Source organism: Pseudarthrobacter sp. PvP004, assembly GCF_017876035.1.
Classification (GTDB): Bacteria; Actinomycetota; Actinomycetes; order Actinomycetales; family Micrococcaceae; genus Arthrobacter; species Arthrobacter aurescens_A.
Genome location: NZ_JAGINL010000002.1, coordinates 98,712 through 115,700, shown reverse-complemented (window position 1 = coordinate 115,700; position 16,989 = coordinate 98,712). Strand labels below are relative to the sequence as shown.

Sequence of the window (16,989 nt, the reverse complement as noted above, 5' to 3'; positions counted from 1 at the left end):
GGCTAATGGGTCTACGTACGATCCTTCGGGAGTTGAACCCACCCCCGATTTGATTTACCGTCCATACGTAAGCGTTGAGCCATTCTGGACTGCGCGCTCCCTCAATTGGTGCGCGGTCATGGTCTCGACGGTCAAGCCAATCGCCGAGTTGCGATCCATTCCTTGGCTGCGGTCGTTGACGTGCAATTGTTCGGTTGGCGAAGGCATTGATCCCGTCCCTCGCACTCAAGAAGAACGTGTACTTCGTTGGGTTAACGAAGTTGTCCTTATATCGATGGGTCCGCTGGTTGTACGCGGCTCTGGTGCCGTTAAAGACGCTTGCTCCGATGTCAAGTGTGAAGTGCGCCAGCTTTTCGAGGCCTGGGTCCAGGACGGACGGCCGCGGCGGCGCCACGACGCCCCCTGGCGCGCCATGGGTACCACCCCTGCCTTGGAGTTGCGGCCGCCGTCGTGGGGTGCTGGCTTGTGCGTTCATCGCGATCTCACCTTGGTTGTCGATGCGGAGGGTAGTGCCAACGCTCCTCCTGGAAGTAGAGGAGTGTCAACAGGATTTCAAGCGTTCCTCGGCTCCATGGTGTGAGTCCGGATGCCTCGAGTGCTGACGTGGGAATCCGCGCTCATTCCCGCCCCAAAGAAGTCCCATCGAGGAATCGACTCCCTTGTCGGTAGACGCGCCTAGGCGTGGTCTGCTTCGTTCCGCCATGAAGGCGGTCCCCAGTAGGGGACCTTGCCATGGACGAAGCGGCGCGCCCGTTGACATGGAGTCATCCCTGCACGTTGACAAATGCGGCTGACGACTCATGTGACCTGCCGCAGCTGCAAAGTCCGCCGCGATTTTGTCCCGCCCGTATAGCATTCGACCATGTGGCTTGGAATTGGCCCGGAATCATGGGCCCAGTTGTGGAGCGGAGCAATAGGCTCCTTCGTAGCCGCTGTGATCGGCGGTCTCGTTGCTCTCATGGTTGTTCACATGGCCAATAGTCATAACCAAAAACTTGCCTCGGATGCTAGGGAATTGGCCGCCCTCGCAGACCTTATAGCTGGGTCAGAGGAGCTAACGTGGCGACAGCGGAGGGTGATTCCCTAATCGCAGACGGTATCTTTTATCGGCTCCGAGGAGCCCTTGCCCGTCTGAGGATAGCCTCCGGGGGGACGAGCCCAATCGCGAACGTCCTGGACACCTGGCCGGTCGTGCTGTCCAGATTAGTCATCCTTACAGACACCGCTCGTGACTCAGGGGCGCCCGAGGCCTTGGAGAGTCACATTTTCGACCTCATGAACCACAATACGAAGGTGATGTCGGCTTTGATCGCAGAGTGGCCGAAAGCTGGGAAGAAACGTCGTCACAAATTGATTGACCTTCTTCACGCCGAAGTCGCTGAACTAGCGACCGCGTTGAGTGATCTAACGGGTGTCGTCGAGGGGACGGACGACCACGGCACCGTGATCTGGGCGAAGGATGGGTCGTAGGCAGAGTTTCCGAATGGAGCCATAGATCGCTCTCACGAAGGCCTGTTCCCAAGCACCCCGGGCGTAGAAGCCCGGCATCGCAATAGGTTTATCAAACCCGCTCCAAGTTATCCCCCTTAACATGACAGTCGTGCCTCGCGTGTTCACACGACTGGAGTGCGTAAGCCGGTCCTCCGTGCCAGCAAAACCTCATTCTGGAACCCCGCTGTCGCGGCCATGACATGCACGTAAGAGCCGCACGATGAAATCCACGATGGCCGGGGAGTTCTTCAACTCGTCCGGCCCGACAGTCTGCCGTCATCTCATCAATGGATCCTTTGACGGGAACCCCAGAGCTGGGTCTGGTTGAGGATTCGGGATGGCGTATTTCCAGCAGGTCGCTTGTCCCAACAATGTGTCTCACTAAGGCATTCTCAACATCACTCGTATTTGGCCTTTAACAAGACGGAGAAGTGATGGCACGCCTTGGATACGCCCGCGTCAGCCTGGCGGACCAAAACACCGATTTGCAGATCCGGGAACTGGAAGCAGCGGGGTGCGACCGAATCTACAAAGACCAGGGGATTAGCGGGACGCGGGTAAGTCGTCCGGAGCTGGACCGGATGCTGGACCGTCTCGGCGCAGGGGATGAAGTCATCGTGTGGAAGCTGGACCGGTTGGGACGCAACACCCGCCACCTGCTCGAGCTCTTGGATGACTTCAAATCCCGAGGCATCAAATTCCGTTCCCTAAGGGATGGAATCGCCACTGACCCGGCCAGCGAGGTCGGGGGAGCGATGGCCCAGGCGATGGTCACCATCATTTCCGCGTTCGCACAGCTTGAACGAGACCAGCTTTCCGAGCGCACCAAGGCCGGCATGACGGCTGCAGCTGCTAACGGACGCAAAGCAGGCCGCCGGGAAATCACGACGGAGCACGAGAAGGTCAAGCGGGTACATGAACTGAAAGCTCGCGGTCTCAAGCCGACGGACATCGGAAAAATCATCGGGGCCAGCCGAGCCACCGTCTATCGATACCTCGGCATGGACTCCTGATCCACAGAGGTAACTGTCCCGGAAGTTGTCTTTGTTACTGCTGTCCACGGCAGAGGATTTGGGACAACATCCGGGACGTAAATATGACGCGGAGGTCGGGCTGCGGATGGCACGGCAAATCGCCACCATATGGCGATCAAATCCACAGGGGTCTCGGTTCTAAGGAAATAGGACGCCGCGATGGTTGCTGTGGTTAGCTTCAATCGTGACGAGAGCGGCGAGCACCCCAGAGACGCGGCGCAAGCGCCGGCAGGTAACATTCCGGGTCCTGCTTGGACTGGTGTTTTTGGTCGTTGCGGGGCTACCTCTTGCTGTGCCTTCCCTGACGTTCGCTGTGACTGTACCCGTTGCTGCAGGATTGGTTAGCGCTGTGGTGGCTATACAAAAAGCGGACGCCAGCACCGAGGCCGCGGCGCGGGCGGAGGCGGCCCAGGACACGGCGCAGCGGGCATCAAGGGCGGCTCACTTCGGCCTCGCTTTCCAAGGTAAGCCGAAGGTCGGTGTGTGGTGGTTTCGGCCCATGGAAGGTTTTACGCACTGGGATCTGCAAATAACCTCAGACCGACCGGCAAAGGACATCGACGCGGAATGGCATTTCGCTGACGGCCGGCCTCCCGTAAAAGCGAGCTTTCCTGAAATCACCCCGGAATCAGGGGATCCCTTCAACCGCTCAGCGGTACGGCTGGTGGTGCCGTTGGGTCTTCCAGCCTCTGTGGAGCTTGGAGACATCCATAAACACCTTGTCAGAGGCACTCTTGAATATACAGATGCGGTTGGGATGGCCCGGTGGAGAGCCACCTGGAGGTACCTCCCATTAAGCCCTGAAGAGGAAACGAAGAGGACATTCCTCAACGCACCCAAAGCGGCCTACAAAGCGGAGCTTGTGGACCTCTTGAAGCTGCCCGACGACCTGTGAGCCCAAGAATCACCTCGGATATCACGCCTCGCGAGGGATGATCCCCTACATCTCGTATCCCAAGGGTTACGAGACGTGAGCTACCGCCAGGTCTCATTGGCTGGTTAGACTCGGGCGGTGAAAGCTGCCGCAATTTTGGCGTTTCCTCGCCGCTGCTTCAGGGCGCTCCTGTCATTGCGGGGGTTGCATGAGTCGAAACTCATTTCCATCCAACTCTCATTGTCACGGGTTCTCTACCGGAGGAGACTGGGGCGACGGCATCCCATCTCGGACCGCCTGCGAGGCCACCCGGCTGCGGGGCCTCACAGTAGCTTGTAGTGGCCTGGTGGATCAATGAGTTCTATGACACCCATCGAAAAGTCCGCTCAGCGGTCACGCCATCTCTTGCCCTTGCTGACTATTGCACTGATTGGATGTCTCGGCGGGTGCGAGTATGAGTCCGACGACGCATCCCTGCCGTCTGCCAGTTCTCCGATGACGGAGGCTCGCACGGTCCCACCGCTGCCTGAGAGCCGCGACCCTCGCACGGTCCCGCCGCTGCCGAAGAGTGGCGATATCGACGCCGGCACATATCTAGTCCCCGTCGACGGCTACAAGGAGCCTTTCGAGATCACCGTTCCAGGCGGCTGGTCTGCTCTCGACGGCAACAGCCTGGGCAAGGATGACCCGGATCACCCGGCCGAATGGGCCGTCCACCTGACCCTTGGGTCCGCGTTCTATGTGTCGATGGACGCATGCAACTGGAGGGGCGCCCTTGCCGATGTCGGTCCTGCGGACTGGGCCTTCACTAGGGCTATGGCGGCGCAATCGTCAACGGCAAGCACTCCTCCTGCCAAGATCATGGTGGGCGATTACACCGGCTTCGAGTTCGACCACTCCGTCGAGGGCGACGTGGACATCCCGGCCTGCGACAGCGGCAAGTTCTGCATCCACTCAGAAATGCAGTACCACTGCACACACTGGTACTCGACTCAGAATGAACACGAGACCTACCGGGTGGTCGACTTGGAGGGCCGGCGGGCTGTCGTTGCGGTGGGCTATATCGAGGAATCGATCAATCCGGAGCTGATGAGAGAGGCGCGCGCGGTTTTCGACTCGATCGTGTTCAGGTCCTTCAAGTGACCAGCTGATCCGATAGGCGATCCCGCCCGCGGTCTCCGACTCCTTCTCTGAACTCACCGGGGTGTCTCATAGCCTCTGTGTCTCGAAAAGCTGGGGTTTCGAGGCGAGTTCGAGCGGGCGCCGGAGGAGGTTGCATGCTGGCCCCGCACTAGCCCTGGGTGAGTGATGCGAGGCGACACGGAGCGGCGCAAGAAAAGCGCCATTTATCGCCAACATTCACATTCTCGCGACTCCTGACTGACGGGGGAGTGTCCCGCTAATGGTGTCCCACTTCTAAGGAAATGGGACACGTACCCTGACCGAGGAATGTGTGATGAATGGGGTCCTCGGAACGTGGTTCACAGCGCGCACCGCACCGTTTCACCCGATGGTGGTCGGATCTAGGTCTGTAGCCTTACATAGTCGCTCGAAGTGCTCTTTGTCTGCCGACTTCATGAACTCCATGCATCGGCGGATTTGCCCATGAACCACCCGGCTATCGAGCACATCGAGGCTTTCGTTGCCTTCGCCGTGGGAGAAGCGGTTACAGAAGTCGTAAACATCACGGTATGGGTTAGATGAGGTGTCGCCCATCAACGCCCCAAGTCGCTGGTCGAAGTTGCCAAGGTGTGGTGCCTTGTAACTTGTGAATACTTCCAAAACGCGGCGAGCCGCGTTTGGCAGTAGGAAGAGACGGTCGTGATTATTGCCGTCGGCGACACCGCTCATCACCTTGCTGAACAGGTAGGCGTACTCCGTCGTGTGCTTCGAGAGCATAGGGGAAAGAGCTGCTACTTTGGTGCGGCGCACCCCGTTATCGGTGGCCGAGTACATCTCAAGGAACGTAGCCTTCGGGAAACGCTCTTCGTCGGCGTTGCCATCGCGAATTTTCTTGCGTGAGTCGTCCCAGGCGTTCTTCTGCGACTTGAGGAAAAGGCGGAGAAGGCCAAAATCATGAGTGAGCACAATGAACTGGCCAAAGCCCTTGAGCGAGTCCACTAGCCACTGATGTGTTGCGAAGAGGGCCTCACGGTCAAGTGAACTGGACGGATCATCGATGACCACGATGCGTGCTCTCTTGTCGCCACTCACAGTCTCGTCCTCGAGCTTGCGGAGGAAGTAGAGCAGCGACAGGGTGGTGCGTTCGCCGTCGCTCAGATGAGTAGCAGGTGCATCACCACGGCGGCATGCATAGGATTTGCCGTCGTCGGTCACTGCAACGCTCAGGTGGTTCTTCCCGTAGACACGGGCCAAGTCATTGGTGAGCGTCTCCGCCATCTCGCTGTTGGAGAACTGCTGCTGGCGGAGGGCTACGAGGGTGCGCTGGGCGAGATCGGCTCCGTCATTTGCAGCCTTGGCTTCTCCCTGCTCGGTCTGAGTCTGGGCTTCCAGTTTACGGAAGGCGTCACTGCGCGAGCCGATGATGTGGTTGAGAATCGTCTCGTAACGACTTTCGGCCACGATGCTGTGCTCATCGGCCTGCGTGTTGTGCTCCGTCACGACCTGCTGAAGCGGGGCCACTGAGAAGCTCACCTTGAGCACTGCCCAGTCGGGTTCCTGGAGGGTGGTGCTTGGATCCTCGGCCTTCGTGCGTAGTGCGGTCTCGATGTTCCCGAGCACCTTGAGCCGTGCCGCCACTTCCTCACTGGCTCTATTCACATGCAAGGCGTACCCATCCCGCAGTTCGCTGACCACGTCCTTCGGGCTTGGGAGGCCGCTAAACCAATCCGACAGTGCCGACCTTTCCGTCTGGACGCCCTGTAGAAGCGACTGTGTACGTTCACGGATCTGGAGCCAGCTTTGGTCGAAGTGTTTAGCAAGTTCCTCACGCCGTTTCTCCGTGATGGGGCTGGCGCAGAAGAGGCACTCATCCAAGTGCTCATGTAGTTGTAGGCCCTGCTCGACCCAGGCCTGGCGACCGTGGTCCGCCGAAAGCGATTCAAGAGCGACGCGAGTAGGCGTCTCCGCAAGTAGCGTCCCGAGGCTGTCAAGAGTGTCTGTGAGGCCATCGGGCGGCAGAGAGACGGCTGCCACTCGCTCGGCAGCACCCTCACCAAGGCGTTTGAGGGCCTCAGCGTGTTCATTTTCGTCGGGAAACTCGCCGTTGTAGTCGCGGAGCTTTCCCTCAACGATGGGGACGGAGTAACGGTTCTTCGTGAAGCGCTGGTAGTCGAACTCGCGCAACTGATCGGCGATGGCGTTTTGTGCTGTGATTGCCAGTTTCTTGGCCTTGGCGTGATGGTCCTGCCGCTTCTTGTCGGCCTCCTTCGCCTTGGCACGCAGTTCCTCGATCTGTCGAGCGAGGTCCTGCTCCTGTTCCTTGGCTTCGATGGCCTCTTGGCCGAGTGTCACGATAGGGGACGCGGTGGCGCCGTCAAGGAACTGGGACAAATTCCGCCGCACCCACTCTTTGGTGAAGACAGCCATGGCAGGGGAGGGTCCGCCTTGCCCTGCCCTCAAAATATGACTCTGCCCGTTTTCGTCTTCCCACAGCACCTCGGTGGAAGCATCGTCCGAAGCAATCTCAAGCAGAAGCGATGCGAACGATGACTTGCCGCTGCCATTGTGGCCATAGATGACCGAGCGCTTGGCCAAGGGCAATGTGTTCAACCAGAAGCCCTTGCTTAGGGAACGGTACGATTGGGTCGGTTCGAGGCGGCGGAGCATTGGACAACTGTAACGAGGGGTGTCGACATAATTCGCGACGCTTCCTGAGCCCGGCGCGTCTCAGGGTGTTCCTGAAAGGAACGGGACTCCAAGAGCGTGCATCCGCTAAACCAGCAGAAATTCCTGCCTGACAGATAGCTGAAGCGCCTGCGCTTCAGCGTCAGGTATTCAAACAGCTTCCGAACCTGCCCTGCGCGCGATTTTGGCACTCGCTGGAATCTCGCGGCACAGTTCAGCCAGGTCGCATTTCGCGCACTGCTCACTCCAGAGGGGCAGTCGGGGAAGGTCATTATTTCGCAACGATGTACCGGCAACTTTGATTCGTCCGCGTACGGCCGCCAGCAATGGATCCTCGACTTTCTCACGAATTGTCTTGCCGTCCTCGTCGAGGTTGAGAACCTCGATGAGGTCGGCGCGTTCGCCAGTGAGTTCTTGATAGCCGACCGCGTACACGTGCAGCTGGTCTCGAGTTACATCCTCGTCTTGGGCGCGTGCGGTGGACTTGAAGTCGACGATGGCCAGCTCGTCGGTGTCCAAACGGCGCACCAGGTCGATGCGGCCATCCACTATGACCCCCGGGGCAACGTGAACCTGGATCTGCTTCTCACTGTGGACAGTGCGTTCGAGGTCGGCTGCATGGTCCCCCAGGTAGCGGCCAACTGCCTTGATAGCAGCCGATCGCAAGGCGCTCTTCAATTCGGGATATGCGTACGGCGCATGCAGGTGGCGGTCAACAAGTTCCTCGGCCGCTGCTGCTGGCAGTACGTCACCGTCCAGAGCGCGTTTGTGTGCCTCAGCGAGTGCATCGTGCAGGCCCTTGCCGTAGCCGAGCGCCTCGTGCAATGGGGGGTTGAAGCCGTAGAGGAAGCGGAGCTTGAACTGGTAGGGGCACTCAAAGAGGTACTTGAGCTCGGAGAAGGAGAGTGTGACATTCGGGACCTCTCGTTTCGCATGGGGTGCGAGCGAAGAAGCCGGAGCTCCAGGGTCCCGGGTCAGGAACCAGGCCTGACGAGCACAGTGGTCGAAAAACGCGGATCGTCGGCCGTACAGACGATTGCCGGGCACAGGTGAGTAAGACACGAAGAGGTATTTCTGAGCGCGGGTCACGGCGACATAAAACAGTCGAGTTTCGTCCTCGATCGTCCCGCGGTATCGATCGGACCTCGCGATGGCATTGTCAGGGATGACGTGGAAGAGTCCAAGACCGCCCGGCCGCTTCGCGGGAAACCGGTTGTTGCGAAGGCACGGGACGAAGACGGCCGGCCACTGCATGCCCTTGGCCTGGTGGACGGTCGAAATCACTACTGCGTCAGGTGCGGCGTAGCCAACGTCGGCATCAGCGTCCGCGTAGTAGTCGGGCGCCTGGAACGCCAGCCAATCGGTGAAAGCCTTGTACTTCTGGGCGGGGCCAGTGTTGAAGTAGATCGTCTCGAAGTCCGAGATCGCCTGGCTGAATTTCCCGAGCTGATAGAAAACGAGTTCTGCTCGGGCAGGGTCTCCGGGAATCGTGTCTTCGCGGAGCGTCAGCGCTTCCAGGAACTCGAGGTAGAGGCGCTGAATGTTGTAAACCCCCCATCTTTCGCCGCGGTCAAAGTCGCGACCCTCGTCTAGCACCTTCATAACTGCCGCCCAATTACAGCCGTCCGGCACGAGCGAGGCGTCATCAAACAGCGCGCGCAGCATCGACCCGTCGATCTCGGCCACGATGTAGCGGAAGATGCCGACGATAGCCTGGATCTCTGGGCTGTCGAAGAGGCGGTTCAGCCCCTTGATCACGTAGGGGATGCCACGACGTCTCATCTCGTCGACGAGTGGTCCAGCATCGCGCGCGACCGACCGATAGAGCACGGCAAAGTCGGACCACGACATCCCCCGTGGTACTGCACCCGGCCCATCGGTAAACGCAACGCCGCGCATGGCCTGAATGCGGTCACAGATCCATGCCGCTTCCGCGTCAGGGTCGACGAAGTCCACGGCAAGCAGGTCGCCGCGCTCAAACGTCTGGCGTCCAGATGCAGCCATCGCCTTAGGTAGTCGAGCCCCGGACGGGATCAGCTCTGCAACCGAGCGACCGAGCTCGACGATGCCCTTGCTAGATCGGAAGTTGTCATCCAATGTGACCTGGCGGACGCCGGTGTAACGCTCCTTGAAGTTCACGATGTTGTTGACCTCGCTGCCTCGCCATTGGTAAATGGTCTGGTCATCATCACCGACCACGCAGACGTTAGCGCCGAACTGGACGAGCCCGCGGATGAGACGCTCTTGGAGCGGGTTGACGTCCTGATACTCGTCAACGACGACGTAGCGGATGTCGTCACGAATGTGCCGCTGTACGAGCGCAGCCTCGGCATCCTCGGTGGGGTCGCCCTCGAGGAACTGGACCGCGAGGTTGATCATCTCGGTGAAGTCGAAATAGCGGTGCTCGTAGAGGAGACCCAAATAGTTCCAATGCGCTTTGAGCACGCCGTTCGGCACCAGTTCCTCGTTGACAGTATCTTCGCGAAGGATGCTCGTCACCTGCATGTAGAGCTTGGAGTGCAAAAAGCGCCTCAGTTTGGGCGTGCCCACAGACGACGTCGGGCAGTCGGTCAGTCCAGACCGCCGGCTGTTCCGGTCAACGAAGAGGCGGCCTGTGATGTCTGTGAGTGCGGAGAATTTGAACGTCTCCGGCACGAGCCGCTGCAGCAGATCCAAGGTATAGCCGTGCATTGTGCCGATATACATCTCGGCTATTCCCTGGGTGCTGACACCCTCGGTCGCGAGAACTGTATGGATGCGCTCCTTTAGCTCGGCCGCGGCCTTCTCCGTGAAGGTGAACGCGATGACGTTCCGGGGCACAATACCCGGCTGCTTGAGAATCTCAGCGACTCGCTGCGAGATCACCTGAGTCTTCCCTGAACCAGCGCACGCGATGATCTGAAGGGGCTCGTCAAGGCAGGCAATCGCTGCAGCCTGCGCACGAGTATAAGCATTCACGCCGTCACCTCCACGGCTCTTCGTCGGCGACTATCCTCGACGGCGACCCACGCCTCCTCACTCAGGGAAAGATCCACGTAGCGCACGCCCAAAGCGTCTGTGAGGCTGCGAGGCAACGCGCCCGTTGCTTCGGCATCTGATAGGTACACATCCCAGGTGACCGCTGCCGCTTCGCCTTCAACGAGCCCGGCAAGGTATTTCTCAGCCTGTGACCTTCCACTCACGTCTTTGGGATGCAGCAGCACAAGCAAGGATGCTGATTCGTCGGCGGCAGCCCCATCCAACAACTGAACTGACTGCGCTAAGGCGTGACAGCGAGTCAATTGTCGAGTCACATTGCTCTCGAGACTCGCTGCCAGGTCACGCCAGATTTGCAACCCGTCGCTCAAACGCTGATAGCTAAGACCGCCCATCGCGTCCGTACGACGGGTCGAGAACCGGTCCGCAAGTTTCGTCTCGACGGCCACCACCTGTAATCCGCCATCCTGCCTCCGAAAGCGAAACAAAGCGTCGATGAACGTACGATCCCCGAGCCAATAAGGAGACTGGACCCCCGAAAACTCGAAGTCCACGGACTCCACTGTCAACAGATCGGACCTTCCCAGCAACCGCCCAAACAACCGAGCAGCCGCATCCGGATGACGTTGCAGATCCGACAGCATGTTGAACGTCAGAGTCTGGCTGGACGTCATATAGCTGGTGCATCGAACCGGGTCGACCCCCCAGCCTTTCGCGCGCCGTTCCTCGTACGAGGCGAGTGCGTCTGAACTGGTGAAATTCAAACCTTCACATGCGTCGGCATCCGCGAGAACCGAGCCGCATAGCGAACCCGATCCAGTGAGCCGACCAAACATCTCGCGACCGAGGACGTGCACTCGATACCACGCTTGATGCGCGCGCACGCGGCGCATGAACTTAGAATCCGACTCGGGCATCGGACCGAGGGCCACGACATGTGCGGGAGAGAATGTCCCAAGAGCGTTACTCAACGTCGAAGACCTTCATGACCTCGTCGCCGTAGTCGTTGATCACCTTCACCGCGATCCTGTTCCCCTCGGCTGGAGCAGGGAAGGGGCGCGAGGCGGTCTGGTACATCGACTCCCAGGCGTCGGGATCGATGTCCGCCTTCAACGCCCGCTTCAGGCGCATGTACGGGTCGTTGCCGCCAGTGAAGTAGCAGTGCCGGACGAAGAACGACTCGCCGTCGTAGTCCGTGTCGATCATCCAGAGCGCGATCTGGCTGGTGTCGTTGCTCCGGACCTCTCCGGTTGTCGGGTCGTAGATATCAACGCCCTTCAGATCAACCACATAGCCGGCGGCCGTCTTCAAGATGTCGATGTCAGGCTCGCCGAAGACCGTGAAGAGATTGCCGGCCCCGGTTTTCTTGAGTTCCTCCCCCATCAGCAGGTCCGCGTTCATGCGGACCATCAGAACGGGGAGCTTACCGAGTAGCCGTGCGCCTTCGACCTGGGCGAAGCCCTCGTCGGTCGCCTCGATAGTCACGCCGTCGGTGTCCGTTACGTTAGTGACGTTGGGATCGAAGGCGAATCCAAGAATGCAGAGCAGGTCGACGTTGTCGGCCTGGATCGCCTCCTTGGCGGCGTTCTTCACGTACGACGCGCTCACCGTTCCGTACTGCGGGCCCACGGCGATGCCGATGCGTGACGGCTTGGCGGGGTCGCCGCTCGTCACCTGCTCGCCGATCGCCTGAATATAGGAACCCGCGTATGTCTCGAACGCTGCGAATTTGATGCGCTCTGCCTTGGTGCCGTTCTGAATGCCCGCCTTTGAGAGGTTGTCCAGAATCGACTGCTCAAAGTTAGGTGAGTCGGCATCCTTTGCTGACTCGGTCTCGGACTTCGGCTCCTCCCAGTTGCCGAAGGAGAGCGCGCGGTGAGGGCTTAGAGACTCGACTGTGAACGGCCCGGCAACACGGACCCGCTTGGTGTCCTCGTAAGGCTTGTCATAGAGGAGTTCGAACTCGGCATGCCTCTTGATGGCGGCCGTCACCTGTTCGCGACTCATGCCCTCCACGATGTCGGGGTTATTCGCGATCGACTTGAGGGTCACCCGCTGAATGCGATCACACACAAAGCCATGTCTAATATCGCCCGAGAACGACGCCGGCCGGTGACTCAATGCCGTGAGGGCGGACTCCTTTGCGAAACCTTCTGGAGTATCAGAGAGGACATACCACGGGAACCGACTTCCCATAAGCCGCTGGCGCGTTATCGCGAGGGCGACGCGCGAGCTGTCTACGGTGATCCATCGTCGACCCCATTGCTCTGCAACGAACGCGCTCGTGCCAGATCCGCAGGTGGGATCTAGGATGAGGTCACCCGGATCGGAACACATCAACATGCACCGCTCGACAACCTTCGTGTTCGTCTGAACCACGTACACACGATCGTTTGCGCCACCGACATCGGTCCATGCGTTTGTACGAGCGAACGCAGGAAAGTCATCGATGTAGCGAACGTACGCCGGCGTCGAGCCGAGCGCCTCGAGCCGACCGGCCCACAGGAGGCGGGCTGTTCCCTCCCGGTTGGTCTTCCACTCTCCTTTGTTAGGAAGAAACGTCCGACCCCCAACTTCGAACTCGTAGTAGCCGGAGCGACTCGCGCGCACACGAGGTGACGTGAAGTCAGAGAGTCGGTAAGGACGCGCTCCCTCCGGAAGGCTTGCTCCCGCCTTCTCTGCAGGCGTCATTCGGCGGCGGCTGCCATCGGAGAGTTCGACGAACTGGTACATGTCTGCACCGCGCCCGCCAAGCGCCTTCGTTTCGTACAACTGGTGGTACTTCACACTCGCGCGGTCCTTGGCGTACCAGAGAATTATGTCAAGGACCGGTGGCAGGAACTCCGCCGTCGCGCCAGTTGTCTTCGTAAAGACAATCTGGCTGATGAAGTTCTCCGCCCCAAATACCTCATCGAGAAGCGAACGGACCAGATGAACGTTCTCGTCGCCGATCTGAATGAAGCAGGATCCGCTTTCCGTCAGCAGTTCCCGCGCGGCAATTAGCCGGTCCCTCAGATACCCAAGGTACGAGTGGATCCCGAGCTCCCAAGTGTCACGGAAAGCCTTGATCTGTTCGACCTCGCGCGCTGCGTCCTCAAGCTTTCCGTCCTTTACATCACGACGCCGCGCAGACACCTGCCAGTTCGACCCGAACTTGATGCCATACGGGGGGTCGATGTAGACCATCTGGACCTTGCCTCGGAGCTTCTCCCGCTCGGCAAGTGACGCCATTACTTGGAGGCTGTCGCCTAGGATCATGCGGTTAGACCAGTTGGCTTCGTGTTGGTAGAACTCGACCTGCTGGAGGTCATCGAGCCCGTCAAAGGAGTCGAAGAGGGTGAGTTCCGGCTCATCCTCCGGCCGCACCGCCGTACGGCGCAGGTTTTCGATCAGGACACGGGGATCGATCTTCTCCTGGATGTAGATCGGGGGCGCATCGGTAACCAGGTCGTCATCGTATCCTTGGAGACGGTCGACCGGCGGGTACTTGCCGCGCCACACGAGTTGAGGGTCGAGTGCTTCATCCCGGTCGTAGCGGACCTGACGGATCTCTTCCAGGACGGGGCTGTTAAGGAAGTCAATCGCGTCTGCTGTGGGAAGGTTCGTCCGCTTCTCGTCATAGGTTATCGAGTCGACCGAAGTCGCTGATTTGGGGGTGCTACGCGCCACGGACGCTCCTATCGCTGCCGGTTTCGGTGAAATCAAGAAATTCAGGGGCGCCGATGATCCGCGCATCACCATACAAGGCCTGGATCGCCTCGGCGATCCGCACCTTGAAGCTGTTAGGGTCCGTCATCTCGATGTAGCCCCAGCGGCCGAAGCCACCGTGGTTGTTGACCGCGGTGCACCAGGAGTCACGGGCGGTTGTCGCCTTTTGCTGTGTTGGTCCGGGGCTTTTTTGACTGCCGGAGACCTCGATGATCAGCGTCCGCTCGATATCAGATTCGTCCTGCTTCACGAGCCGGACGAGGAAGTCGGGGAGGTAGGAGTGGCTGCGACCCTTGTGGACATACGGGACGGAGAAACCCAAGTGATCGTTCTTGACGTAGGCGTGGACGTTCTTGTTCAGCTCGAGCTCGCTTGCCAGAAGTTGTTCCCAGGTGTTGCCGTCTTTGCCGTCCAGGGTGACATGCGAGACTTCGGACTTCTCGGTGGTGACGACGCGCTTGCGGGTGACAAAGGCGACCTCCCCAGTGGATCCTTCGGGGTCAAAGCGGTTGATCATCGGCCGTAGCCGCTCGCGTCGGCTGCCGACGTGCTTGGTGATGGCGTTCCAGACCTGCTCAGCCGCGAGGACACGTGCTTCTGTGATGGTCATGAGGTAACCCAAGTTGTAGCCACCTTTGATGGTGACTCGATGCTCGATCCAGTCCTGGCAGATCTTGACTAGCTTGGGGAAAAGCCAGGGGCGCCTGTCATCCGCAGTGTTGAACTGTTCCTCGAGGATTCGCTTGGCGAGTGCGAACGCGACTTGCTGAGGTCGGTACTGATTCGGGTCGCCCTCCTCAAGTTCGCGCCTGCCGACGACGCCACCCATCTCGACCCAGGTTGGCACGGTGTTGGGGCCGATCTCGAAGACCGGCGCGGTGTCGAGGTCGAGCCAGATGTCCTCATCGGGTAGCTCGACGCGATACCCGTCGAGCTTCGGGAAGGTGATGCCAAGGTGCTGGCGAGCTTCGAGGGCTCGGACCTCGATAGACGGTTTGGGCGGAGCCGGGTCGACAACTGGCCTGTCGCTGGAGATGAACTGGAACGGGATGCCGTAGACGTTGGCATACTCCGGCTCGAAGTACCCCTCGTCGTTGGTGGCGTAGTTGCGTCTGCGCAGGCCCCGACCGACGACCTGCTCACACAACAGCTGGCTGCCGAATGCGCGTACGCCGAGGATGTGGGTGATGGTGTTGGCGTCCCAGCCCTCGGTGAGCATCGAAACGCTGACGACGCAGCGGACGTCGGCACCAAGCTTGCCCTTCTTACCGACGGTGTTCATCACCTCGCGCAGGAGGTCTTCATCGCTGAGCTTGTCTACGTCCGCACCGGGATTGCGCTGACGGTACTCCGCCTTGAATTTGGCGATCTCCAGGCCAGCGGCTTTCTTGAAGTCGTCCTTGAGCGCCTCACCGGATTCAAGCTGGGCGGAGTCCACTAGGATGCTATACGGTCGGGCGACCGGCTGGCCTTCTACGACATTACTGAACAGGGGCAGATTGCCCGCCTTGTGCGCAATGACCTGGCCGTCTTCGACAAGGGCTTCCCCGGCGATCCAGTCGTAGACGAGTTTGCTGACCACGGTGTTGGGGCAGACGACGATGAAGACCGGTGGGGTCTCGCCATGAGGCTTGAGAGCGGTCTCCCAGTGCACAAATGCCTTCTCGTAACTGCGGTAGAGGCTCCGTAGGGCGCCTTCGAGCTCTTTGGGCGGGAGCCAGTCCGTTACGGCGCCCTTTGCGGCGCGCTTTGGTAGATACTGGCCGACGTGGTCCCACAGCCGCAGGTAGGTGACGAGGTCGTCCTCGGCATCGTCGTCGACGGGCGTGCGGGGAACCTTGACGATACCGGCTTCGATGGCGTCCATAAGGGAGAAGTCGCTGACTGTCCAAGGGAAGATGTAGCCCTCGTTGTAGCCGCTGCCGGAGAGATAGAACGGGGTGGCGGAGAGGTCCCAGATCTGCTTGATGCCACCGTGCTTGGCGATGGCTTGGAGGCCGGAGAACCAGACGCCCGCCTCCTCGTTCTCCTCGTTCTGCTCCTTGGCCCGTTTCTCTCCGGTCTGGATCGGCCGCGCCTGGTAGCAGTGATGTGCCTCGTCGTTGAGCACCATGATCTGCTGCTTGTCGGCACCGAGGTCCCGCAATACCCGGCTGACCATCGCCTGCTGGGTCTCCTTGAACGGGTCTTCTTTGCGATTGCCCTTCAGTAGCAGACGAGTGTTCTTCGCGACGCCCTTGATCTCCTTCGCATCCTTGAGCAGGAACGAGTGATAATTCGTGATGACGATGCGGGCGCTGTCTAGTCCTTCCTTAAGGTCCGTAGGCAGCAGATCGCGAAGGTCGTAGTAGTTCTCCGAGTCTCCCGGCAGGAGGACCCGCAACCGGTCGCGGATGGTGATCCCTGGCGCCACGATGAGGAAGCGATTAGTGAATCGCGTGTCCCGCGGAGCGTACTGCTTGTTGAGTGTCTGCCAAGCGATGAGCATCGCCATAACTACAGTCTTACCCGAGCCAGTAGCCATCTTGAGGGCGGCCCGCGGCAGACCGTTGTTGTGCGCTTCGTTCTCAGGCTCGAGCCGCTTGCGCCAGTCAGCGTAGCCGAGGCTCCTTCCAGCGACTTCGGTGAGGAATATGGCCGTCTCGGCAGCCTCCCTCTGTGCGAAGATCACACGGTTCTCGCGACTCGAGTCCGCCCAGTGCTGGAGCAGCTTGCGGGAGATCGGAGTGACGCCAGCGTACTTGCCGTCCCGGCGCCATTTCTCAACATCGCGGCGGATGTCGTTGATGAGATTGTTCTTCTCACGGCGCTCACGGGTGAGATCGAAGTCGAACCCTTCCTGAACGGATCCGTCCTTCGCCCGCTTTCCCTTGTTTGTTGCTGCAATCGGAATGAAAGACTCGCTAGGGCGCCTTCCAACGAGGATCTCCCCAGTTGGACCTTGCGGTCCAACCTTGTAATGCCGATCGGGCTGCTCGTACGGCGAGTTGAGAATCGGATTGTCGATCGTCGCCGTCACTGCGATGCTGCCTTGGTGTGCCCCATGACGTAAAGACTATTCCCTAGTGGCGGTTGCGTGTAATTCTCTGGCACGAGTCT

At 59.8% G+C, this 16,989-nt stretch carries 10 protein-coding genes; 4 read left to right on the top strand and 6 right to left on the bottom strand.

All coding sequences use genetic code 11. The features are described from left to right. Window positions 1-54: 54 nt before the first annotated feature. Window positions 55-207 (bottom strand): hypothetical protein, encoded by a 153-nt coding sequence (locus tag J3A64_RS23225; RefSeq protein WP_210066456.1) that lies wholly within the window; start codon window positions 205-207, stop codon window positions 55-57. A gap of 852 nt (window positions 208-1,059) precedes the next feature. Here J3A64_RS23225 and J3A64_RS23220 point away from each other — a divergent pair. The 4 genes from J3A64_RS23220 (at window position 1,060) to J3A64_RS23205 (ending at window position 4,542) form a co-directional block, all read left to right on the top strand. Beyond that, window positions 1,060-1,470: a hypothetical protein gene (locus tag J3A64_RS23220; protein WP_210066454.1), complete on the top strand. Its 411-nt coding sequence runs from the start codon at window positions 1,060-1,062 to the stop codon at window positions 1,468-1,470. 455 nt (window positions 1,471-1,925) lie between these two features. Continuing rightward, window positions 1,926-2,504, top strand: a complete 579-nt coding sequence (locus J3A64_RS23215) for a recombinase family protein (RefSeq protein WP_210066451.1) — start codon at window positions 1,926-1,928, stop codon at window positions 2,502-2,504. Window positions 2,505-2,838: 334 nt separating this feature from the next. Next, complete coding sequence (locus J3A64_RS23210) at window positions 2,839-3,420, top strand: hypothetical protein (protein ID WP_210066449.1); 582 nt, start codon at window positions 2,839-2,841, stop codon at window positions 3,418-3,420. Window positions 3,421-3,753: 333 nt separating this feature from the next. Next, the gene (locus J3A64_RS23205; RefSeq protein ID WP_210066447.1) at window positions 3,754-4,542 is read left to right on the top strand and encodes a hypothetical protein; all 789 of its coding nucleotides are present in this window, start codon (window positions 3,754-3,756) and stop codon (window positions 4,540-4,542) included. Between the two features lie 360 nt (window positions 4,543-4,902). Here J3A64_RS23205 and J3A64_RS23200 read toward each other — a convergent pair whose 3' ends face one another. The 5 genes from J3A64_RS23200 to J3A64_RS23180 form a co-directional block, all read right to left on the bottom strand. Then, the gene (locus tag J3A64_RS23200; protein WP_210066445.1) at window positions 4,903-7,188 is read right to left on the bottom strand and encodes an AAA family ATPase; all 2,286 of its coding nucleotides are present in this window, start codon (window positions 7,186-7,188) and stop codon (window positions 4,903-4,905) included. A gap of 168 nt (window positions 7,189-7,356) precedes the next feature. Beyond that, complete coding sequence (locus J3A64_RS24030; protein ID WP_210066443.1) at window positions 7,357-10,164, bottom strand: ATP-dependent DNA helicase; 2,808 nt, start codon at window positions 10,162-10,164, stop codon at window positions 7,357-7,359. Beyond that, window positions 10,161-11,099 (bottom strand): hypothetical protein, encoded by a 939-nt coding sequence (locus J3A64_RS23190; protein ID WP_374100569.1) that lies wholly within the window; start codon window positions 11,097-11,099, stop codon window positions 10,161-10,163. The genes J3A64_RS24030 and J3A64_RS23190 overlap by 4 nt, the downstream gene beginning before the upstream one ends. Before the next feature lie 46 nt (window positions 11,100-11,145). Beyond that, a complete protein-coding gene (locus J3A64_RS23185; RefSeq protein ID WP_307807238.1) occupies window positions 11,146-13,851 on the bottom strand; it encodes a site-specific DNA-methyltransferase in 2,706 nt (901 codons plus the stop codon). Then, a complete protein-coding gene (locus tag J3A64_RS23180) occupies window positions 13,841-16,909 on the bottom strand; it encodes a BPTD_3080 family restriction endonuclease (protein WP_307807237.1) in 3,069 nt (1,022 codons plus the stop codon). Before J3A64_RS23180 ends, J3A64_RS23185 begins: the two co-directional genes overlap by 11 nt. Window positions 16,910-16,989 lie beyond the last annotated feature (80 nt).

What these genes read in the sequence shown, in the direction of transcription:
- J3A64_RS23225 (WP_210066456.1), bottom strand. Translation starts at nt 207, where the DNA reads ATGCCTTCGCCAACCGAACAATTGCACGTCAACGACCGCAGCCAAGGA.
- J3A64_RS23215 (WP_210066451.1), top strand. Translation starts at nt 1,926, where the DNA reads ATGGCACGCCTTGGATACGCCCGCGTCAGCCTGGCGGACCAAAACACC.
- J3A64_RS23205 (WP_210066447.1), top strand. Translation starts at nt 3,754, where the DNA reads ATGAGTTCTATGACACCCATCGAAAAGTCCGCTCAGCGGTCACGCCAT.
- J3A64_RS23200 (WP_210066445.1), bottom strand. Translation starts at nt 7,188, where the DNA reads ATGCTCCGCCGCCTCGAACCGACCCAATCGTACCGTTCCCTAAGCAAG.
- J3A64_RS23190 (WP_374100569.1), bottom strand. Translation starts at nt 11,099, where the DNA reads ATGCCCGAGTCGGATTCTAAGTTCATGCGCCGCGTGCGCGCGCATCAA.